General features: G+C 66.1%; 19 protein-coding genes. 5 read left to right on the top strand and 14 right to left on the bottom strand.

Going from position 1 to position 19,262, the window contains the following annotated elements:
* Positions 1 to 12: 12 nt before the first annotated feature.
* The 3 genes from ACCQ04_RS01175 to arfB form a co-directional block, all read right to left on the bottom strand.
* A complete protein-coding gene (locus tag ACCQ04_RS01175) occupies positions 13 to 1,029 on the bottom strand; it encodes an isoaspartyl peptidase/L-asparaginase family protein (protein ID WP_226427049.1) in 1,017 nt (338 codons plus the stop codon).
* 98 nt (positions 1,030 to 1,127) lie between these two features.
* Complete coding sequence (locus tag ACCQ04_RS01170) at positions 1,128 to 1,757, bottom strand: lysophosphatidylcholine acyltransferase (RefSeq protein ID WP_024939028.1); 630 nt, start codon at positions 1,755 to 1,757, stop codon at positions 1,128 to 1,130.
* A 2-nt stretch (positions 1,758 to 1,759) separates the two neighbouring features.
* Entirely contained in the window at positions 1,760 to 2,191 is a 432-nt protein-coding gene (gene arfB, locus ACCQ04_RS01165; protein ID WP_006449817.1) for an alternative ribosome rescue aminoacyl-tRNA hydrolase ArfB, read from the bottom strand.
* A gap of 56 nt (positions 2,192 to 2,247) precedes the next feature.
* Here arfB and ACCQ04_RS01160 point away from each other — a divergent pair, with 56 nt between their 5' ends.
* Entirely contained in the window at positions 2,248 to 2,832 is a 585-nt protein-coding gene (locus tag ACCQ04_RS01160) for a DUF2059 domain-containing protein (protein ID WP_039529037.1), read from the top strand.
* Between the two features lie 236 nt (positions 2,833 to 3,068).
* Here ACCQ04_RS01160 and ACCQ04_RS01155 read toward each other — a convergent pair whose 3' ends face one another.
* The 4 genes from ACCQ04_RS01155 to ACCQ04_RS01140 all read right to left on the bottom strand — a co-directional run bounded on the left by ACCQ04_RS01155 (position 3,069) and on the right by ACCQ04_RS01140 (position 6,916).
* Positions 3,069 to 3,839: a pseudouridine synthase gene (locus tag ACCQ04_RS01155; RefSeq protein WP_345778021.1), complete on the bottom strand. Its 771-nt coding sequence runs from the start codon at positions 3,837 to 3,839 to the stop codon at positions 3,069 to 3,071.
* A 76-nt stretch (positions 3,840 to 3,915) separates the two neighbouring features.
* Entirely contained in the window at positions 3,916 to 4,503 is a 588-nt protein-coding gene (locus ACCQ04_RS01150; protein WP_226427050.1) for an O-methyltransferase, read from the bottom strand.
* Positions 4,504 to 4,601: 98 nt separating this feature from the next.
* Entirely contained in the window at positions 4,602 to 6,275 is a 1,674-nt protein-coding gene (ubiB, locus tag ACCQ04_RS01145; RefSeq protein ID WP_065033144.1) for a ubiquinone biosynthesis regulatory protein kinase UbiB, read from the bottom strand.
* The gene (locus tag ACCQ04_RS01140) at positions 6,272 to 6,916 is read right to left on the bottom strand and encodes a ubiquinone biosynthesis accessory factor UbiJ (RefSeq protein WP_226427051.1); all 645 of its coding nucleotides are present in this window, start codon (positions 6,914 to 6,916) and stop codon (positions 6,272 to 6,274) included. The genes ubiB and ACCQ04_RS01140 overlap by 4 nt, the downstream gene beginning before the upstream one ends.
* Before the next feature lie 193 nt (positions 6,917 to 7,109).
* Here ACCQ04_RS01140 and ddlA point away from each other — a divergent pair, with 193 nt between their 5' ends.
* Both ddlA and ACCQ04_RS01130 read left to right on the top strand, forming a co-directional pair.
* A complete protein-coding gene (gene ddlA / locus ACCQ04_RS01135; RefSeq protein WP_226427052.1) occupies positions 7,110 to 8,216 on the top strand; it encodes a D-alanine--D-alanine ligase in 1,107 nt (368 codons plus the stop codon).
* Positions 8,213 to 8,695 carry a GNAT family N-acetyltransferase gene (locus ACCQ04_RS01130; protein ID WP_184609805.1) on the top strand — a complete coding sequence of 161 codons (483 nt, stop codon included), beginning with the start codon at positions 8,213 to 8,215 and terminating at the stop codon, positions 8,693 to 8,695. Before ddlA ends, ACCQ04_RS01130 begins: the two co-directional genes overlap by 4 nt.
* Positions 8,696 to 8,812: 117 nt before the next feature.
* Here the strand turns inward: ACCQ04_RS01130 and ACCQ04_RS01125 are convergent, their stop codons facing one another.
* On the bottom strand, positions 8,813 to 8,971 hold the full coding sequence (locus ACCQ04_RS01125; protein ID WP_003468167.1) for a DUF1328 domain-containing protein: 159 nt from the start codon (positions 8,969 to 8,971) through the stop codon (positions 8,813 to 8,815).
* Between the two features lie 64 nt (positions 8,972 to 9,035).
* Positions 9,036 to 10,046, bottom strand: a complete 1,011-nt coding sequence (gene oleD / locus ACCQ04_RS01120) for a 2-alkyl-3-oxoalkanoate reductase (protein ID WP_226427053.1) — start codon at positions 10,044 to 10,046, stop codon at positions 9,036 to 9,038.
* A 198-nt stretch (positions 10,047 to 10,244) separates the two neighbouring features.
* Between oleD and ACCQ04_RS01115 the strand changes: the two genes are divergently transcribed.
* On the top strand, positions 10,245 to 11,426 hold the full coding sequence (locus ACCQ04_RS01115) for a serine hydrolase domain-containing protein (protein ID WP_226427054.1): 1,182 nt from the start codon (positions 10,245 to 10,247) through the stop codon (positions 11,424 to 11,426).
* A gap of 374 nt (positions 11,427 to 11,800) precedes the next feature.
* Here ACCQ04_RS01115 and ACCQ04_RS01110 read toward each other — a convergent pair whose 3' ends face one another.
* Together ACCQ04_RS01110 and oleC are read right to left on the bottom strand one after the other, a co-directional pair.
* The gene (locus ACCQ04_RS01110) at positions 11,801 to 13,348 is read right to left on the bottom strand and encodes a winged helix-turn-helix transcriptional regulator (protein WP_226427055.1); all 1,548 of its coding nucleotides are present in this window, start codon (positions 13,346 to 13,348) and stop codon (positions 11,801 to 11,803) included.
* Positions 13,349 to 13,362: 14 nt separating this feature from the next.
* A complete protein-coding gene (gene oleC, locus ACCQ04_RS01105; RefSeq protein WP_226427056.1) occupies positions 13,363 to 15,015 on the bottom strand; it encodes an olefin beta-lactone synthetase in 1,653 nt (550 codons plus the stop codon).
* Positions 15,016 to 15,327: 312 nt separating this feature from the next.
* On the opposite strand from oleC, the gene ACCQ04_RS01100 reads away from it, so the two are divergent.
* Complete coding sequence (locus ACCQ04_RS01100; RefSeq protein ID WP_226427153.1) at positions 15,328 to 15,711, top strand: YkgJ family cysteine cluster protein; 384 nt, start codon at positions 15,328 to 15,330, stop codon at positions 15,709 to 15,711.
* A 145-nt stretch (positions 15,712 to 15,856) separates the two neighbouring features.
* Here ACCQ04_RS01100 and ACCQ04_RS01095 read toward each other — a convergent pair whose 3' ends face one another.
* The 3 genes from ACCQ04_RS01095 to ACCQ04_RS01085 all read right to left on the bottom strand — a co-directional run bounded on the left by ACCQ04_RS01095 (position 15,857) and on the right by ACCQ04_RS01085 (position 19,188).
* Positions 15,857 to 16,759 carry an alpha/beta fold hydrolase gene (locus ACCQ04_RS01095; RefSeq protein WP_226427057.1) on the bottom strand — a complete coding sequence of 301 codons (903 nt, stop codon included), beginning with the start codon at positions 16,757 to 16,759 and terminating at the stop codon, positions 15,857 to 15,859.
* Between the two features lie 127 nt (positions 16,760 to 16,886).
* Positions 16,887 to 18,056 (bottom strand): Fic family protein, encoded by a 1,170-nt coding sequence (locus ACCQ04_RS01090; protein ID WP_181141022.1) that lies wholly within the window; start codon positions 18,054 to 18,056, stop codon positions 16,887 to 16,889.
* A 115-nt stretch (positions 18,057 to 18,171) separates the two neighbouring features.
* Positions 18,172 to 19,188 carry a 3-oxoacyl-ACP synthase III gene (locus ACCQ04_RS01085; protein WP_016903994.1) on the bottom strand — a complete coding sequence of 339 codons (1,017 nt, stop codon included), beginning with the start codon at positions 19,186 to 19,188 and terminating at the stop codon, positions 18,172 to 18,174.
* Positions 19,189 to 19,262: the final 74 nt, after the last annotated feature.

Genomic DNA, 19,262 nt, shown 5'->3' with positions numbered 1-19,262 from the left:
GGGATGCGCGCGCTACAGCGTCTCGTCCTTGAAGATCGCCACGTGCGGGCTGCCGTCGGCGCCGATCCAGCCGCGGTACATGCCTTCGGTATTGAACGGGAATGCGGCGTTGCCCTGCGCATCCAGCGCGATGGCACCGCCGTCGCCGCCGGCCTTGGGAATCTCCTGGTCGATTACCGTGTCGGCGGCCTGTTGCAACGACTGCCCGGCGTATTTCATGCGTGCGCAGATGTCGTAGGCGGCCACCGCACGGATGTAGAACTCGCCCCAGCCGGTACCGGACACCGCGCACTGGCTGTTGGCGTAGGTGCCGGCGCCGATGATCGGCGCATCGCCGACGCGGCCATAGCGCTTGTTGGTCATGCCACCGGTGGAGGTGCCGGCGGCCAGGTGTCCCGCGCGATCCAGCGCCAGCGCGCCCACCGTGCCGAAATGCTTGGCGGTTTCCAGATCCAGTTCGGCCTGCGCCTGACGGTCGCCGGCTTCGGCCTTGCGCGCTTTCTGCAGTTGCTGCCAGCGCTTGTCGGTGCGGAAATAGCTGGGGTCGACCAACGTGACGCCCTGCTCGCGCGCGAATTGTTCGGCGCCGTCACCGACCAGCATCACGTGCTTGGAATGGTCCATGACGCTGCGCGCCAGCTGGATCGGGTTCCTGACCGTGTGCACGCCGGCAATCGCGCCGGCCTTGCCGGTGGCGCCGTCCATGATTGCGGCATCCAGTTCGTTCTTGCCGTCATGGGTAAACACCGCGCCGCGCCCGGCGTTGAACTGCGGCGCATCCTCCAGCACGGAGATGGTGGCCGCCACCGCATCCACCGCACTGCCGCCACCTTGCAGCACCGCGTGCCCGGCACGCAGTGCGCGTTGCATCGCCTCGCGCGCCTGCGCCTGTTCCTCGCTGGAAAGGCTGGATTTCTCCACCCCGGCGCCGCCGTGGATCACCAGCATCGGCGTGGCCGCCAGCGCCGGGCCGGCAGCAAGCAGGAGGGAAAGCGACAAACACAGTGCGCGTGCGGACGAGCCCATCATGGTGTTTCCTCGGTGGAGGCAGCGAGGTGCCCGGCGGCGCCGGTCATAACTGCAGGCGACCGGCAGCGACAAAACCTTTCAAGCACGCGGCCGCATCCTCACAGCGTATCGCGATGCTTGCCGCGCCACGGCCGGTACCAGGTGCGGATGGCGGCGATATCGGCGGCCATGTCGGTGCCGGTCCAGAACGGCTCGCCGATACCCACGGTCTTGCTGGGGTAGTCGAAATACACCGGCAGGATCGGCACCTTGGAATCGGAGGCAATCTTCCAAAAGCCGGCCTTCCAGTGCTCCACCCGCTTGCGGGTGCCCTCGGGGGTGATCACGTACCACATCTGTTCGGAATTGCGGATCAGCCGCACCGCCTGGCCGATGGTGCCCTGCGGCGAGCTGCGGTCCAGCGGGATGGCGCCGAGCTTGCGCAGCAGCGGACCCAGCGGCCACCAGAACAGCTGCGCCTTGCCCAGCACGCGCACGTCGAAGCCCAGCGCGAACTTGGCCGCAAAGCCCAGGAAGCCGTCCCAGTTGGACGAATGCGGGGCGACGATCATCACCAGCTTGGGTTCGTCGGGCAGCCGCCCGAGCAGGCGCCAGCCGGTCAGGCGCAGTGCCGTGCGCCCCAGCCAGCGGCCGAAGCGGCCATGGGCGCGTGGCATTCTGGGTGGAGAGGGCTGCAGCAGGATGTTGGCCTGTGTTACCGGTGGCAACGACGGGTCGGTGTGACTCACGCTTACTCCCAGTGGGACGCAGAGCGTCCACGCTTGATATGGCTGCGCTCACGCTTGGCATCCAGCCGCCGCAGCTTGGCACCATGACTCGGTTTGGTGGCGACCCGGCGCTTGGGCACCGAGAGGCAGGCACTGATGATCTCGACCAGCCGCTCGCGCGCATCCTCGCGGTTGCGGTCCTGGGTACGGAAGCGCTGCGCGTCGATCACCAGCACCCCATCGGCGGTCATGCGCCGGTCGCGCCGCGACAGCAGCCGCGCGCGCAGGGGTTCGGGCAGCGACGGCGACCCGGCCACGTCGAAACGCAGTTCCACCGCGGTGGAGACCTTGTTGACGTTCTGCCCGCCCGCGCCGCTGGCGCGCACGAAGCGCTCGACGATCTCGCTGGGCGGGATCGTCAGGCTGGGGGTGATCTGGATCGGGTCGCTGGCCATTCAACCCGATTGTATCGGCACCGGCATGGACGCGCGCGCGAACGCCGGCTTCCCGTATGCTGCGGCCGGTTCCCCCGACTGTGCAGGATGCTCCGATGACACCGCCCCGTTCCGTTGCCGCCGCCCGCGCCTTGGCGCGCCGCCTGATCGTGCTGGCCGCGCTGGCACTGGCCACGCCCGCCGCGTTTGCGCAGGCACCCAGCGATGCCGACATCAACCGCCTGCTGGCCGCCTCGCGCGCGCAGACCATGCTGGACACGATGCTGCCGCAGATCGAAGCGATGCAGCAGCAACAGTTCGCCCAGCTCACCGCCCAGCGCCAGCTCGACGCCGACCAGCAGGCCCAGCTGCAGCGCATCCAGGAGCGCACCCGCCAGACCGTGCGCAAGGCGCTGTCGTGGTCGGAACTGCGGCCGATGTATGTGGACATCTACAAGCGCTCGTTCTCACGCGAGGACGTGCTGGCCATGGCCGAGTTCTACGAGAGCTCGGCCGGCCAGAGCCTGCTGGACAAGACCCCGGCACTGACCCAGAACCTGATGGGCGCGATCCAGCAGAAGATGCTGCCGCTGTTTGCCGACCTGCAGAAGGATCTGGAGAAGATCGTCAATACGCCGGCGGCGGCACCGCAGAAGCCCTGAAGGGCGGGGATGGGGAAATCGGGATTGGGGAATCGGAACAGCGTGCCTGCCGTGGCGGTTGCTGCTTGCGACGGTGGCGGTGGTGGCGCTGACGACGATTGCGCCAACCCGCTTGTCCCACTCGGTGAGGAGGCGCTTGGCCCCTCTCCTGAGGGAGAGGGGTTGAGGTGAGGTACGGTTGTGCGGATTTCCAGCAGATCGTGTGGGCGTGTTGACCGTTAGCCGCGCGCACCGCATCAAGCCGTCTGCACCGCTCCCGGCGCGGCCATCTCCCACCCGAGCAACGCGCAGGCCTTGGAAAATTCCACATCCAGCGGCGCGGTGACGCTGATGCGCCGCCCATCGGCCGGATGCGGAAACCCCAGCCGCTCGGCGTGCAGCAGCATGCGGTGGATGCCAAGCATGCGGAAGCTGCGGTTGTGCCGGCCATCGCCGTGGCTGGTGTCGCCGATCATGTGGTGCGACAGGTGTTTCATGTGCCGGCGGATCTGCCGGAACCGCCCGGTCTGCGGCTGGCAGCGCAGCAGCGCATAGCGCGAGGTGGCAAAGCCGGTGGACGGGATCTCCAGCTCGCCGGTGGCCAGGCGCTGGAAGTGCGTCACCGCCGGCTTCTTGACCGGCTTGCCGGGGCCGCCGTCCAGATCGTGGTCGACGATGAAGCGCTCCTCGGCCGGCCAGCCGCGGCAGACGGTCAGATAGTCCTTCTCCAACTCGCCGGCCATCAAGGCCTTGCCCAGCGCGCTGGCGGCCTCGCGGTCGAACGCCAGCAGCAGGCAGCCGCTGGTCGCTCGGTCGAGCCGGTGCACCAGAAAGATCGGCCGGCCCAGCTGTTCGCGCAGGCGGTCGGCCAGGAAGTCGTCCTCCCCGCGCGCCAGCTTGCTGTCGTGGACCATCAGCCCGGCGGGTTTGTCGACGACGGCCAGGAGCTCGTCCTGGAAGAGAATCTGCAAGTGCTTGGGGGATGTGCTCACCGGCGGATTATCCGCATCGTCGACACCGCATGCCACTGCGCCGCCGCGCCGTATGGCGCATGCCGACCACGCGCCTTGAGGCCTGAGGGCGTGGCAGCTCGGCGGCGCACCCTCAAGCCGCGCCGCACACCGCCAGCAATTCGCCCTTGCCCACCGGCACCACGCTGCAGGTGACTGCCGGATCGTCAGCCAGCAGCGCGGTGAACGGCGCCAGTTCGTCGGCATGCGACAGCGCATTGTCGACCACCAGCAGGCCGCCGCCGCGCAGCACGCGGCGCAGTGCCGGCCACCAGCGCACGTACTCGCCACGCGCCGAATCCAGGAAGACCAGATCGATGCTGGCGCTGGCCGCCTGGGTCAGCCACGTGCCGCCGTCGCCGTGCACCACCTCCACCGACGCGGCCAGGCCGCTGCGTGCAAGCGTGGCCCGCGCCAGGGCCACCTTGTCGGCCGCAAGCTCCACCGTGGTGACGTGCCCACCGATTGCGGCGGTCGCTTCGGCCAGCCACAGCGTCGAATAACCGTTGGAGGTGCCGATTTCCAGCACGCGCCGCGCAGCGGTGGCGCGTACCAGCACGGCCAGCAATTGCCCGGTGTCGGGCGTGATGTTGAGCATGCGCCGGCCACGCTCCGGCTGGTGCGCATCGTTGTCGCTACCGAAGCGTGCCAGTTCGTCCTTCAATGCGTGCAGATCGATCATCACTACCTCGCCGGGGACGGCTTCGTCATCGTGCCGCTGCAGGCGCTGCCGCTACCCAGCCGGATGCGGCAGGCCACCTGTCGCAGTGTCTTAGTGCTTCAGCGCCGCAGCCAGGCGACCAGCAGGGCCACCGAGCCGGCGCCGCCGCTGACCCAGCTCCACACCGGCACCGTGCCCAGGTACCAGCCATTCGGGTGCAGGCCATACAGCACGGCAGCCACCACCAGCAGGCCGCTGCCGGTGATGGCAGTGACCACGCGCGTCTGCAGCTTGCGCAGGCTCAGGTCCAGCGCGCGCAGCTCGGCCGAGCGGATGTCGAGCTGGTGGCGGCCTTCCACCTGCTGCTTCAACCAGCTGTGCACCAGGCGCGGCATGTCCGGCGCATGGGTCATGATTTCCGGCAGGCGCTTGCGCAACTCGCCGAGCACGCGGCGCGGGCTGTAACGCTCGCGCAGGATGCGTTCCAGCACCGGCCGCGCCACTGCCCAGATATCCAGCCTGGGGTCGAGCTGGCGGCCGACGCCTTCGATGTTGAGCAAGGTCTTCTGCAACAGGATCAGCTGTGGCTGCAGCGTCAGTTCGTAGCGCTGCGCGACGCGGAACAGCTTGATCAGCACTTCGGCCAGCGAAATCTCCGACAACGGCCGGGTGAAGTACGGCTCGCACACCGAGCGCGCGGCCGCTTCCAGTTCGTCGATGCGCACGTTGTCGGGCATCCAGCCCGCCTCCACGTGCAGCTCGGCCATGCGGCGGTAATCCTTGTGGAAGATCGCCATGAAGTTCTCGGCCAGGTAGTACTGATCTTCCTGCGAGAGCTGGCCCATGATGCCGAAATCCAGCGCGATGAAACGCGGATTGAGCCGGCGCTCCGGGTCGCTGTCGACCCAGATGTTGCCGGCGTGCGCATCGGCATGGAAGAAGTTGTCGCGGAACACCTGCGTGTAGAACACCCGCACGCCCTTGGCCGCCAGTGCCTTGCGGTCGATACCGGCCGCATCGAGCTTGGCGATATCGTCGGACGGAATGCCGTACACGCGCTCCAGCGTGAGTGCACGCTCGGCGGTGTGCGACCAGATCACCTCGGGTACGTACAGATCGTCCGAGCCTTCCCAGAACCGGCGCAGCACGCTGGCGTTGGCGCCTTCGCGCTGCAGGTCGAGTTCGGCCGACAGGGTGCCTTCGATCTCGGCCACCACTTCGCGGGGCCGGATCTTGTCAGCGCGCGGGTGGGTGCGTTCGACCAGCGTGGCCAGCGACTGCAGCAACGCGATATCGGCATCGATCTGGCGCTCGATATCCGGGCGCAGCACCTTGACCACCACCTCGCGGCGCACGCCGCTGGCATCCGGCGGCAAGGTGGCCGCGTGCACCTGCGCGATCGAAGCCGAGGCCAGCGGCACGGTGTCGAACGCGGCAAACGCCACGCTCACCGGCAGGCCCAGCGCGCGCTCGACGATCAGCCGCGCCGCTTCGCCGTCGAAGGGTTTGACGCGGTCCTGCAGCAGGGTCAGTTCATCGGCCACATCGGCCGGAATCAGGTCGCGCCGGGTCGACAGGATCTGCCCGAACTTGACGAAGATCGGCCCCAGTTCCTGCAACGCCAGCCGCAGCCGCGCACCGCGCGATTGCGCGGCGATTTCGGCACTGGCGCGCGGCACGAACGGCTTGGCCAGGCGCAGCCAGCGCTCGGCCGGCGTGTCCTGCAGCAGGTCGTCCAGGCGATAGCGCAGGATCACCCGGCCGATGCGGCTGGCCCGCAGCAGCGCCTTCATGCCGCACCTCCGGCCGCGCGCAGGCGCGCCACGCGTGCGGCCAGCCGTTCGACGTCGTCGCGTAGTTCGTCGACATCGTCGTGAAAGGCGTCCAGTTCGGCACGCGGCACCACGTCGCGCGATTCCTCGGTCACGAATTCTGCCGCGCTATGCGCCAGATCCACCGCGCTGCGGCGTGCCTGCTGCAGCGCTGCACGCACCGCATTGGCGATCTGTACGCCGAGGATCTCGCCGAACACCGCCACGAACGGCAGTTGCCAATCCGGATCGAAGCGGCCGGCCAGTTGCTGCAGCTGGCGCGCCAGCTCGGCATCGCCGGAGACCTTGAGCCGCCCGGCCGGTGCGCCGCTGCGGCGCGCGTTGGGCAGGAACGGCAGCTGGCCGAGCAAGCCGGCCAGGCTACTGCGCACGGCCAGGTCCGGCTCCTGCGCCTGGTCCACCGGGCCGACCAGCAAGCGGCGCTCGTGCACGCGGATCTGCAGGGCCAGCGCAGGCGCCTCCAGGGTCAGTGCGATGCGTTGGCCTTCCAGTGGCAGCAGGGCATCACGGGTATCGGGGTCCAGTGCCAGCGCGCGGTTGAGCGCGGCTTGCAGGGCCTGGCCGGCGAGCGGCTTGAGTGAGTTGAACAGGGATCCGGGCATGGGCGCATTCTACCGTCCCCGCATGTCGCCACTGCTTGACGGTGGTGTGGCACGTGCAAGCCGGAGGCCGGGGTGGCGATCATGGCAGGGCGCCTTGCGGCCAGGCCGCGTGCGTCGATCATGCAGGACTTCCTTCGGCGCCCCTGCCGCGGGCATGCTGGCGACCTCATCACGCAGGTGGCAGGAGCAGGCAATGCGCAAGATCCGGGTCGGTCTCATCTTCGGCGGCAAATCGGCCGAGCACGAGGTCTCGCTGCAATCGGCGCGCAACATTCTCGATGCGCTCGATCCGCAGCGCTTCGAGCCGGTGCTGATCGGCATCGACAAGCAGGGCCAGTGGCACGTCAACGACCCCGACAGCTTCCTGCTCAATGCCGACGACCCGGCCCGCATCGCCCTGCATCGCAGCGGTCGCGGCGTGGCCCTGCTACCGGGCGCGCAGCAACAACAGCTGCGCCCGACTCAGCCGGAGCAGGCGCTGGCGCAGATCGATGTGGTGTTTCCGATCGTGCATGGCACGCTCGGCGAAGACGGCTCGCTGCAAGGGCTGCTGCGCATGGCCAATCTGCCATTCGTCGGCTCAGGTGTGCTCGGCTCGGCGCTGGCGATGGACAAGGACCTGGCCAAGCGCGTGCTGCGCGATGCCGGGCTTGAGGTGGCGCCGTTCGCCTGCTTAAACCGCCACACCGCCGCACATGCCGACGTGGATGCGTTGATCGCGCAGTTGGGTCTGCCGTTGTTTGTCAAACCGGCCAACCAGGGTTCGTCGGTCGGTGTCAGCCAGGTGCGCAGTGCCGATGCGTTTGCCGACGCGCTCGCACTGGCGCTGGCATACGACCACAAGGTGCTGGTGGAAGCGGCAATCGCCGGGCGCGAGATCGAATGCGCCGTGCTGGGCAATGCCACCCCGCAGGCCAGCGTGTGCGGCGAAGTGGTGGTGCACGACGCGTTTTACTCCTACGCGACAAAGTACATCAGCGAACACGGCGCCGACATCGTGATCCCGGCCGACATCGATGCGCAGACGCAGCAGCGCATCCAGCAGATTGCGGTGCAGGCCTACCAGGCGCTGGACTGCGCCGGCATGGCGCGTGTGGACGTGTTCCTATGCGCCGATGGCCGCATCGTGATCAATGAGGTCAACACATTGCCGGGCTTCACCCGGATCAGCATGTATCCCAAGCTCTGGCAGGCAAGCGGGCTGGACTACCGCAGCTTGATCACGCAACTGATCGAGCTGGCACTGCAACGGCATGCTGACGATCAGCTGCTGCGCAGCGCGGCCGAGCCAGGCGCATGAGCCAGGCCCGTATACGTGCGGTGCAACCGCACGACCACAGCGCATTGCTTGCGCTCAACAATGCGCATGCCACCGAGCTGTCGTTACTGGATGCCGACGGGCTGGCTGCATTGCTGCAACTGGCGTGGCACGCACGCCTCGTCGCGCCGGCGGATGGCCTGCTGATCGCGCTGGATCAAGGCGCGGCCTACGCCAATCCGAACTTTGCATGGATGGCGCAACGCTTCGCGCGCTTTGTCTACATCGACCGCATCGTGATCGCCGCGCATGCGCAGCGGCGCGGGCTTGCCAGGCAGCTGTATGACGAGCTCATCCATGCCGCGCGTGCAGCGGGGCAACCGCGCCTGGTCTGCGAGGTCAACCTGCTCCCACCCAATCCGGCATCGCTGGCGCTGCACCTGCAGCTGGGTTTCCAGCCGGTCGGTGACGCGTTGCTGGGCAACGGCAAGCACGTGCAATATCTCGAAAAACTGCTTTGAAACAGAAGCGATTCAACGATGGAGCGTCCATAACGCACATGGCCCGCCTCCTTGCGGAAGCGGGCCATGCGAGCGTCGACCGGCAGCGCCGCTGCCGTGACGTATCGCAACTAGGCGTTATACCTTGCCGCGACGGAACATCGAGATCACAGCCAGGATCAGGAACACCACGAACAGGATCCAGGCGATGTTGGTCGCCGCACCGGCGATACCGCTGAAGCCCAGCACGGCGGCAATGATGGCGATGACGAAGAAGATGATGGCGTAATGCAGCATGGCAAGGATTCCAGAAGTTGTCGTGCCGAATCGGCGCAGACGTATCCTGAAGATGCGGCGGTCTTTATCGAGTGATGGCGATGTCGTTGGAAGATGAGGATCGCAGCCGTTGCAGCCCCTCTTCGATGCTGACCTGCGGCACATAGCCGAAGTCGCGACGTGCCGGCTCCATGCTGTACCAGTGCGGCGTGCACAGCTGTTCCACCAGAAAACGCGTCAACGGCACTTCGCCAGGCAGACGCAACAGTGGCCACATGGTCTCGCAGATTGCACCGATTCTGTACGCAGTCTTGAACGACAACGAACGCGTCACCGCCGGTGCATCCACCGCAGCCAGCAGGCGATTGAGCAACTCGCGCATCGGCAAGGGCTCGCCGTTGGAGATGAAGTACGCCTTACCCGCACACGCAGCACCTGCAGCCAGATGTGCGAACGCATCGAAATGCGCCTGCGCGGCGTTGTCGATGTAGGTGCTGTCCACCAGGTTGCTGCCATCGCCGACCATGCGCAAGCGGCCGGCGCGCGCACGCGCGGCCAGGCGCGGCAACAGATGATTGTCGCCCGGGCCCCAGATCAGGCGCGGACGCAAGGCCACCGTCGCCAGTTGCGCATCGTTGGCCGCCAGCACCGCGCGCTCGGCGATCGCCTTGGTTGCCGCGTACGCCGCGCGCAGGTCCTCGCCATACGGCACTTCGTCGGCGCCCAGGCCTTCCACCGGATTGGTGGCGCGATGGGTCACGCTGGGCGTGGAGGTATAGATCAGGCGCGGCACACCATTGGCCCGACATGCGTCGAGCACGTTCTGCGTGCCCACCACATTGGCCTGGTGATAGCTGTCGTAGCTGCCCCACGCACCGGCTTTGGCGGCGTTGTGGAAGACCGCATCGATGCCGGAGAAGGCATGCCGTACCGCCTGCGGATCGGCCAGGTCGCCACGGATCTGGCCCACGCCCAAACTCTGCAGCACCGGATAATCGCCGCGCTGGAAACTCACCACCTCATGCCCACGCGCGATCAAGCCGCGGCACAACGCCTGGCCAAGAAAGCCACCACCACCGGTTACCAACACCTTCATTGCGCCACACCCATCGCTCCTGCAGGGCGCACACAATAGCCGGACCGGACCGTTATCGCGACGCGGCGCAGACAGGTAACCGTTTGCGCCAGACGCAAGCCATTGATCGCAAAGAGCTTCATAAATCTTCATCGAGACATCAGGCAGTTCATTCGCACCGCTGGCGTCATGGTGGCTCCGTCGATCTCTGGAGCCATCATGACCCGCCCGTCTCTGCTGTTACCCGCGCTGTTCGCCATCTCTGCGCTGCACGCTGCACCACCTGGTGCCACGCCCAGAGCTGCCACGCCGACGGCAACCACTCCGACACCTTCAGCTTCAACGGCCGCCACGCCACCTGCTCTGGATGACGGCTGGCCGGTCGCCAGCGCGGCCGCCCATGGCTGGAACCGCACCGTGCTCGCGCAGATGGAACAGGCGCTGGCCGCCGATCTGGCGCCATCCACCACCAGCGTGTTGATCGTGCGCGACGGTGTGCTGGTCTACGAAAACTACCTGGGCGGTGCCGATCGCCAGATCTTGCACGACACCCGCTCGCTGACCAAAAGCGTCACCAGGTTGCTGGTCGGTGCGGCAATCGAGCGCAAACTGATCCCAAACGCGCAGGCCAAGGTCTACGACTACTTTGGCGATCGCCAGTGGCAGCATCCCGATCCGCGCAAGCGCGACATCAGCATCGAGGACCTGCTGACGATGAGCTCGCAGCTGGAATGCAACGACGACAACGAATTTTCTGCCGGCAACGAAGAGCGCATGTACGTGAGTGCGGACTGGACCCAGTTCGCCCTAGATCTGCCGATCCGTGGCTACGCGCCGTGGATGCAGCGGCCTGCGCAAAGTCCGCACGGCCGCGCGTTTTCGTACTGCACGGCAGGCTCCTTCCTGCTCGGTGCATTGCTGGAAAGAGCCACAGGACAGCGGTTGCAGGCATTCGCAGCCCAGGTCCTCGAAACGCCGCTCGGAATCACGCAGGCGCAATGGAACGTCTCGTCCGAAGGAGTGGGTATGGGCGGTGGCGGCACCCGTTATCGCAGCCGCGACCTGGCCAAACTCGGTCAACTGTTGCTCGCACAGGGGCGTTGGCAAGGCCGCCAGGTCATTCCCGCAGACTGGGTGCGGGCGATGACCAGCGTGCATGCGCAGGCACGCGAGGATGCCGATTATGGCTATCAACTCTGGCACTTCCTGTTTCCTGTACGCGGCGTACAACGCGACACCTGGGCGATGTCCGGCAATGGCGGCAACTACGTATTCGTCGTGCCCGAAGAGCGGTTAGTGGTCGTGCTCACCCGCCGTGCCTACAACACCCGGCAGATGCACCAGCAATCACACCGGTTGCTGACCGACTATGTGCTCAAGGCGCTCCCCGAAAGCAACTGACAGACGCATCCACACCGCTCGATCACTTCTCGACGTGGCCAAGGGTTTGCGCTTTTAGCGTCGTTTGGATGCTGCCACGGGAGTCCAATGCCCTAACGCTTGCGGGACACGCCGTAACTCCGTCCCCAGAGGCTCCTTGGCAGCATCCATGCCGCCAAGGGCCCCGCAAGCGGTAAGGACATCTCACCTGCCAACATGGTCGTGTGCGGATGGGAACCACAAGCCGGCTGCGCCCGGCTGGCGGCGTGCTTAGCAGTTTTCCAAGGCGGCTCACCATACGACTGCGCAACCAGCAAGCGCAGTTGTTCTATGAGGCACGCAGCGCATGCAATGCGATTTGAGCATGCAGCGCACAGACGACACATTGCAGTGTCTTAGCCCCGCTCGGACGTCGCTTCTGCCGGCGGCAGATTGCGCGCACGCAGCTGCGCACGCTGGGCAGCAAGATCGGCATCGATGCGTGCCAGCAGCGCAGCAAACTCCGGTAGCGTGCGCAGCGGTTGCAGCAGCGGTGACTGCCGCAGATAGCCGGCATTGCGGTAGCCGGCGGCTTCGGCACGCTGCAGGGCGCGCATCGCTGCATCTGGCGCCTCTGCACACAGCAGCAATACCGCCGCATCGACTGCATCGAACGGATCGCCACCGCGCTCCACGCTGACCAGCAATTCCTGTGCGCGCGCCTGCAGCGTCGCGGCTGCCGGTGGCGGCTGCGCCTGCAGCGTCCACGCCACGGTCTGCGCAAAGCTGCCTTGTGGACGCAGCTGCGCCGCCCGTAGCACCGCTGCATGTGCAAGCGCCTTGTCACCACGCACCCAGGCAAGTTCGGCCTGTAGCAACGACAGCCCCGCATACTCGGTGCCGCGGCCCAGCGCCTCGCTCAAGGCGGTCTGCGCTTCAGCCGCGCGGCCATGGTCGAACAGGAACCTGGGCCAGGCCAGATTGGAGAACGGGTCGTCCGGATACAGTTGAAAATTCTTTCGGTAGCGCGCCTCGGCGGCACTCGCATAGCCGAGCAGGCTCAGATTGCTGGCGATCTGGATCCGCAAGAACCGCACGCGCGAGGGATCGCGCACCGCCAGATTGGCCACCAGCGCCTGCACCAGTTTCCCCTGGCGTTCGTACAGATAGGCGGCCGAGCCGCGCACCGCATCGGCAGCGGGATCCAGCTGCAACGCCTGCTCGTAGGCCGCCAGCGCATCGCCATTGCGACCCTGACAATCCAGTGCGTAGCCACGCGCCGCGTATGCCGCGGCAAGACGCGGCTGCACGGCCAGCACCACATCGGCCAGTTGCAAGGCCTGCTGCGCAAACGCCGCATCGGCGTCGTATTGGCACACGCGCGCACTGTAGGCGCGACTGAGGCCGAGTTGTGCCTGCCGATCGTCCGGTGCTTGCTGCAAGCGTTGCCGATACAGCCCGATGGCGCGTTCGTTGTCGTCGCGCTGACCGATGCCGGCATAGTAGTCGGCACGCTGCAACAAGGCCGATTGTGCTGGCGGGGTGTCACGCGACTGCAGCCGCCAGGTCGCGCCAACGCAGAGCAGCAGCACGCCTGTCGCAATGATCCAGGCACCACGCCACCGCACCCCAAATGCAGGTGAAGCCTCTTCCAACTGTACCGGCACGCACAGTTGATAGCCCTGCCCGCGCACCGAGCGCAGGTAACGCGGCTGACGCGAGTCGTCGCCCAAGGCCTGCCGCAGCAGGCGCACACGTTGGGTGACGGTTTCTTCGTTGACCAGCGCAGGTGCCCACACTTTCTGGATCAACTCGTCGAAACCGACCACCCGCTGCCCCTGCTGCAGCAAATAGTGCAGCAGGCGGAAACTCAACCCGCCGACCTCCAGTGCGACGCCGTCACGCTCCACACGCTGGCGCGCCACATCGATGCGCAGGTCATCCAGTCGATAACGCGCGCGCATCGTGAGGCTCGGCGCTACTGCTGCGCCGCCCAGATCGCCAGCGTTTCGCGGCCGATCTTGGCGTTGTGGCGAATATCCACCGGAAATCCGGAATGGCGCAGGAAACGCGTGATTCCAGCCGTGTGCGGGTGCGCAGCGCCCAGCGCGCGCAATGCGGTTTCCACTTGTGCAAATGCCGATGCCGGCACGCCAGGCTGCAATTCCACGCACAGCACCGGCTGTTGTTGTCCGGGTGCGCCGACACCGACCAAGGCGGTGCGCCGCACTTGCGGATGCACGTTGAAGACCGGCTCCACCTGCTCGGTGTAGAGCGGGCCGGTGGCGGTTTCCACGCGGTGGGTCTTGCGCCCGCAGAACCACAAGCGTCCTTCGGCATCGAAGTAGCCCACATCGCCCATGCGATGCACGATGCGTTCGCTGCCATCCGCATTGCGCTCGCGGATCTTGGCAATCCGCGTGGCCGCGTCGCGATTGAAGTAGGTGTCGGTGGTGGTGGGGCCGGCGACGGTGATCTCGCCGACCTCGCCCACCGCCAGCACGCGCGTGCCGCTCCACTCGGGAATGGCCGCATCGTCGATGGCGATGATGCGCACCTCGTTCGGCGCGACGACCTGGCCGACGCAGGTGCCGGCACCGGCCTCGGTGGCCGCACGGGTGGCGTCCAGCGTACGCCCTTCAATCGCTGCCACCGGCAGGCATTCGGTGGCGCCATACGGCGTCCAGAATTGCGCATCTTCCGGCAGCAACGCGCGGATCTTGGCCACCACGTCCGGCGGCACCGGCGCACCGGCAGAGGTGGCCAGGCGCACGTTTGGCAAGGGCTGGCCGTAGTCGGCCAATACGCGCATCAATGCCGGCGAGCCGAACAACTGCGTGACTCCGAAGCGGTCGATCGCATCGTGCAGCTTGCGCGGATCGGCGGTGGCCGGGCGGGTCGGATCCATGTCCGGAATCACTGAGGTCAGCCCCAATGCCGGATCGAACAGGGCAAACGGCGGAAACGTCGGCAGATCCACGCCACCGGGCTGCATGCCGAAGGCATTGCGCAGCAATTCGATCTGGCCGACGAAATGCCGGTGGCGGTACACCACGCCCTTGGGCACGCCGGTCGAGCCGCTGGTGAACAGGATTGCGGCCACATCGTCCGGCCCGGTGTTGGCCAGCTGACTGCCGGCGCCGGCGCCATCGCGCTCCACGCGCGCCAGTGTCACCCCGCCCCAGCCGTAACGGCCACCGACGCTGACGATCTGCTTTGCAGAGCGCGCCCACCGCAGCAGACGACGCGCCAGCTGCGCAAGCGGAATGCCGATGAACGCCTGCGGCTGCGCTTCGTCCAGGCATTGCTTGAGCGCGCGCTTGTCGATGCCCGGATCCACCAGCACCGGCACCGCACCGGCCTTGAACAAGGCAAACATCAGCAGGAAGAATTCCGGCGACGGGCGCACCATCACCACCGCGCGCGCGCCGCGTCCGATGCCGTGCAGGGCCAGGCCGGCAGCGATCGCATCGCTGCGCGCGTCCAGCTCGGCATAGCTCAAGGTCACATCGTAGGCGGCAAACCCGTTGGCGGCGCGGCGGCCCGGGCAACGGATGGCGATCTGCTCGGGGCGCTCGCGCGCGAGTTCCGGCAGGGTGGCGGCGATATTGCAGAGAGTCGTCGTAGTCATTGCCGCATTATCACCCATGCGCCGACGGTGCCGGCCGCTTGATCGCGCTCAAAGCGCCTGGGCTGGTGCGTGCTCCCATCGCAGCGATGGCTGACGCGGTGATTGCGCGTCATCGAGCCGCAACGTTGCCGCACGCTATTCGCGCGACATGCCCTGCCCTGCGCGAGGCGCAGCGCCTTGCACACACACGCTGCGTCGAGCGACGCAGATGAACCGCTAACCGGCGCACGCCCGTGCCACTTGTATCGCAGCGTGGTTCGGTCAGAATGCCGCGCTCACCACGTTGTTTCGCCGCGCAAGGCCCGGCATTCCATGGCACATCCCTGCCTTACCTGCGGCGCCTGCTGCGCCTACTTCCGCGTCAGTTTTCACTGGAGCGAGGCCGATCCCGCGTTAGGCGGCAGGGTACCGATCGAGCTGACCGATGCGCTGCGCACGCACGAGCGCGTCATGCGCGGCACCTCGCAATCGCAGCCGCGCTGCATCGCGCTGGATGCGGACATCGGCCGCTACAGCCGCTGCAGCATCCATGATCGCCGGCCCTCCGCCTGCGCCGCTGTGCCGGCGTCGCTGGAATTCGGCCAGCGCAGCGCACAATGCGACAAATCCCGGCTTGCGCACGGCCTGCACGTGCTGACCGACGCCGACTGGCTGGGCGTCGACGAGGCCCAACGCAATCCGCTGCCGCCGTTGTAACGGCCACCGCTGCGAGTGACTACGCCATCCGCTCGCAACGTCCAATAGAGCGACGGCATTGCCGGTCCCATCCACTAGTGCATCCGCGTTCTGCACACCGCAGGCCCTCACCTAGCGAGCGCCTGCGCGGCGATGCCAGCAGCGCTTACAGCGGATTGCGCTCCAGAAACGCACGAATCGCCGGCACCAGCACTTCATGCTTGTCTTCCAGCACGTAGTGATTGGCATCGTTGAACGCGGTGACCTCGGCATTCGGCAATGCCTTGCGAAAGCCGGCCAGGAAGTGCTTGTCGAAGCAGATATCGCGCAGGCCCCAGGCGATGAACGCCGGGCGATCGGCGAACGACGGCAATGCCTGCGCCGAGCGCTCCAGCAGTGACCAGGCCTGGTCGGCGGGCGACAGCGGAATATCCTGCATGAAGCGGATGGTGGAGATGCGGTTGCGCCAATTGTTGTAGGGCGCCACATAGGCGCGACGCACCTCCGCCGGCATCCGCCGCGACACGCCGAACCAGGACGCGCCGGAGGAAAACGCATTGAACGTGCGGATGAACCACTCGCCCGGCCTCCAATGCCGACCCATCGCGATCTGCCACGGCATCGGTTTTTCCGGCGGCAACGGGAACGCAGCGGTATTGGTGATCACCAGCCGCTTGACCTGCGCATGATGTGACAACGCCCAGCCGAACCCGATCATGCCGCCCCAGTCGTGCACCGCCAGCGTGACCGGGCCGGTGATGCCCAGATGCCGCAACAGCGTGTCCAGATCATCCACGCGCGACTGCAGCGTGTAGTCGTAACGCGGCCGCGCGTCGGGTGCATCGTCCGGCTTGTCGGACAGCCCCATGCCGATATGGTCCGGCACGATGCAGCGGTAACGATCCGACAGGCCACTCACCAGGTGCCGCCACAGATAACTCCACGACGGATTGCCGTGCAGCATCACGACCACCTCGCCATCGCGCGGACCTTCGTCCAGATACGACATCGCAATGCCGGGACGCACCTCAAGGCGCTGGGGAGTGAAGGGATAGCCGGGGTAGTTCATGGATCTCTCTATTTGCTGAAGCTTGGACTGGGTGAGTGGCAAGTCGCCAGCTACATCGCCACGACAGTATCGAAAATACGCTGGATGTCTCTGCATCGTCGGCAACAGCCGTGCGCAAACGCATCGCTCACAGCGGCTGCGCCCCTTCGCTGAGGATGTCGAGATAGGCGTGATAGGCAAAAATACGATGCCGCTGCTGGCCGGTGAGTTCGTTGACGATTTCCAGCTCCTGCAGGGTGCGTACCGCAGCACGGATGGTGGGCGCACTCAACGACAGGGCGGGCGCCACCTGCGGCACTGCCAACACCACGCGCCGCGCGAACTGCTCAAACACCAGGCCGACGTTACCTGCTCGCTGGCCCAAAGCCGCAATGCGGGCCCGATCACGTGCCAACAGTGCCAGCAGGCGCTGCGCGGTGTCGACGGCTTGTTGCGCGGTCTCTGCCACACCATCCAGAAAGAAACCCAGCCATCCTTCCCAGTCACCGTTGAGTCGCACCGCATTGAGGCGATCGTAGTAATCGGCACGACGGCGCTTGAAATACAGGCTCAGATACAGGCTGGGCTCCCGCAGCACGCCTTCGCTGCACAGGATCAAGGTAATCAACAGCCGTCCCAGGCGCCCATTGCCATCGCTGAAGGGATGGATGGTTTCGAACTGCACGTGGGCAAGCGCCGCCTTCACCAACGGCGGCATCTGCCCCTGCGGCGCATGCAGAAACTGTTCGAGTGCCGACAGCGCGTCGGGCAATGCATCTGGCGGTGGCGGAACAAAGTGCGCAAGTGCAGGCGAGGCCCCGCCTACCCACACCTGACTCCGGCGGAATTCACCTGGCTGCTTGCCGGCTCCACGCCCGCCCTGCAGCAATAGCGCATGCATCTCGCGGATCAAACGCAGCGACAGCGGGAAATCGTCCTCGCGCAGGCGCCGCAAACCATGGTTGAGGGCCGCGACATAGTTGGACACTTCTTCGACATCGTCGACATGCACGCCCGGTGCCGCATCCATCTCGAACAGCAACAGGTCCGAGAGCGATGACTGGGTTCCTTCGATCTGGGACGACAGCAAGGCTTCCTTGCGGATGTACTGATAGAGAAACAGCTCCGGGTCCGGCAGCATCAGCGTGATGCCGTCCAGTCGCCCCAATGCCTGGTCGGCGCGCTCTTTGCGCGCCACCAGTTCGGCCTGTGCGAAATCCAGTGCCGGCACTGGCGGCAACGGATCAGGGACGAACGCCTGGTAACGGCTCCCTGCGAGAGCGCCAGCAACATAGTGTCCAGTGATGCGCTGAGCCATCGTCTTTCCTTACAGACCGCAACTATTCCTGCAAGGAAACTTAGATACCACTTTTTTACTTAAGCAGCGATATTGCCCGGCGTGCAAGAGCATCGGCCGGGCACTATCACACGCATTACCAGACCACTTCCGCCATCGAGCAGTTCAGGCCAGAACCAATCCCCATCAACGCGATGCGGTCGCCCTTCTTCAAGCGGCCGAGCTCCTTGAGCTTGCTCAGCACGATCGGGACTGAAGCCGGGCCGATGTTGCCGTGTTCGCCGAAAATGGTCATGACCTTGGCCGGGTCGATGCCGAACGACTTCACGAACGAGGCGGTATGCGGGCGGCTGACCTGATGGATGACGAACTGGTCCAGCTCGTCCACTGCCCAGCCCATCGCCTGCTTGGCGGCCAGGAAGGTCTTCTGTGCCAGCTTGATGCCTTCGATCAGCAGCAGGCGGGTGTCGGTGACCATGCGGTCCAGGTTGCCGCGGCACAGCTTGTTCCATTCGGTGGCCGAGCGGGTCACGCCACCCTTGTAGCGCGGGGCGTCGGGCACCAGCTCGGTGCGCGCCATCACCATCGCTGCGGCACCGCAGCCCAAGGTCAGCGCAGCGAGTTCATTGCGGAACTCTTCTTCGGTGACGTCGGGCGAGGTCATGCGCTCGAGGGTCTTTTCGTACACCAGGTTGGCGGTTTCGCCATCGACGACCAGCGCATAGTCGATCTCGCCGCGCTCAAGCATGCGGGCGGCGATGTCCATGCCGTTGATGAAGGCAAGGCAGGCGTTGGCGACGTCAAAGGTGACGCAATGGTCGCCGACCCCGAGGTTGCCGGACACGATGGAGGCGGTGGACGGCTCCAGGTAGTCGCGGCTCACCGAGGTGTTGACCAGCAGGCCAATCTTCTCGATGCCGATGCCGGCGTCGAGCAGTGCCTTGCGCGCGGCCTGGGTGGCGGCGTCCGAGGCCTGGACATCCTGGTCCCACAAGCGCCGTGCATGGATGCCGGCAACGTCGCCCAACACGTCGGTTCTGATCCCGAGGCGGTCGTAGGTCGGTTGCAGGCGCTCGTTGATTTCCTTGGAAGTCAGCGTGTGCGGCGCATCAATATGCGCCAGTCCCGCGATGGAGACATTCTGGAAGAGCATCGAAGTAGCGCCATGGCGTCAGGCGAGGGGGCGCTAGTCTAGCCGCTGGCTGGTTTTACCGCATCTTTACAATT

Origin of the sequence: Xanthomonas sp. NCPPB 2866, from assembly GCF_041475745.2 — a bacterium.
Lineage (GTDB): Bacteria > Pseudomonadota > Gammaproteobacteria > Xanthomonadales > Xanthomonadaceae > Xanthomonas > Xanthomonas arboricola.
Note: the sequence above shows the minus strand (reverse complement) of the source record. Positions and strands in the feature narration are given on the sequence as shown.

Excerpts from the sequence above, each read along its gene's own strand:
- ACCQ04_RS01175 (WP_226427049.1), bottom strand. The coding sequence starts at position 1,029 with ATGATGGGCTCGTCCGCACGCGCACTGTGTTTGTCGCTTTCCCTCCTG.
- ACCQ04_RS01100 (WP_226427153.1), top strand. The coding sequence starts at position 15,328 with ATGGCACATCCCTGCCTTACCTGCGGCGCCTGCTGCGCCTACTTCCGC.
- arfB (WP_006449817.1), bottom strand. The coding sequence starts at position 2,191 with ATGGCCAGCGACCCGATCCAGATCACCCCCAGCCTGACGATCCCGCCC.
- ACCQ04_RS01115 (WP_226427054.1), top strand. The coding sequence starts at position 10,245 with ATGACCCGCCCGTCTCTGCTGTTACCCGCGCTGTTCGCCATCTCTGCG.
- ACCQ04_RS01095 (WP_226427057.1), bottom strand. The coding sequence starts at position 16,759 with ATGAACTACCCCGGCTATCCCTTCACTCCCCAGCGCCTTGAGGTGCGT.
- ACCQ04_RS01160 (WP_039529037.1), top strand. The coding sequence starts at position 2,248 with ATGCTGCGGCCGGTTCCCCCGACTGTGCAGGATGCTCCGATGACACCG.
- ACCQ04_RS01150 (WP_226427050.1), bottom strand. The coding sequence starts at position 4,503 with ATGATCGATCTGCACGCATTGAAGGACGAACTGGCACGCTTCGGTAGC.
- ACCQ04_RS01125 (WP_003468167.1), bottom strand. The coding sequence starts at position 8,971 with ATGCTGCATTACGCCATCATCTTCTTCGTCATCGCCATCATTGCCGCC.
- ACCQ04_RS01140 (WP_226427051.1), bottom strand. The coding sequence starts at position 6,916 with ATGCCCGGATCCCTGTTCAACTCACTCAAGCCGCTCGCCGGCCAGGCC.
- ACCQ04_RS01090 (WP_181141022.1), bottom strand. The coding sequence starts at position 18,056 with ATGGCTCAGCGCATCACTGGACACTATGTTGCTGGCGCTCTCGCAGGG.
- ubiB (WP_065033144.1), bottom strand. The coding sequence starts at position 6,275 with ATGAAGGCGCTGCTGCGGGCCAGCCGCATCGGCCGGGTGATCCTGCGC.
- ddlA (WP_226427052.1), top strand. The coding sequence starts at position 7,110 with ATGCGCAAGATCCGGGTCGGTCTCATCTTCGGCGGCAAATCGGCCGAG.
- oleD (WP_226427053.1), bottom strand. The coding sequence starts at position 10,046 with ATGAAGGTGTTGGTAACCGGTGGTGGTGGCTTTCTTGGCCAGGCGTTG.
- oleC (WP_226427056.1), bottom strand. The coding sequence starts at position 15,015 with ATGACTACGACGACTCTCTGCAATATCGCCGCCACCCTGCCGGAACTC.
- ACCQ04_RS01085 (WP_016903994.1), bottom strand. The coding sequence starts at position 19,188 with ATGCTCTTCCAGAATGTCTCCATCGCGGGACTGGCGCATATTGATGCG.
- ACCQ04_RS01130 (WP_184609805.1), top strand. The coding sequence starts at position 8,213 with ATGAGCCAGGCCCGTATACGTGCGGTGCAACCGCACGACCACAGCGCA.
- ACCQ04_RS01110 (WP_226427055.1), bottom strand. The coding sequence starts at position 13,348 with ATGCGCGCGCGTTATCGACTGGATGACCTGCGCATCGATGTGGCGCGC.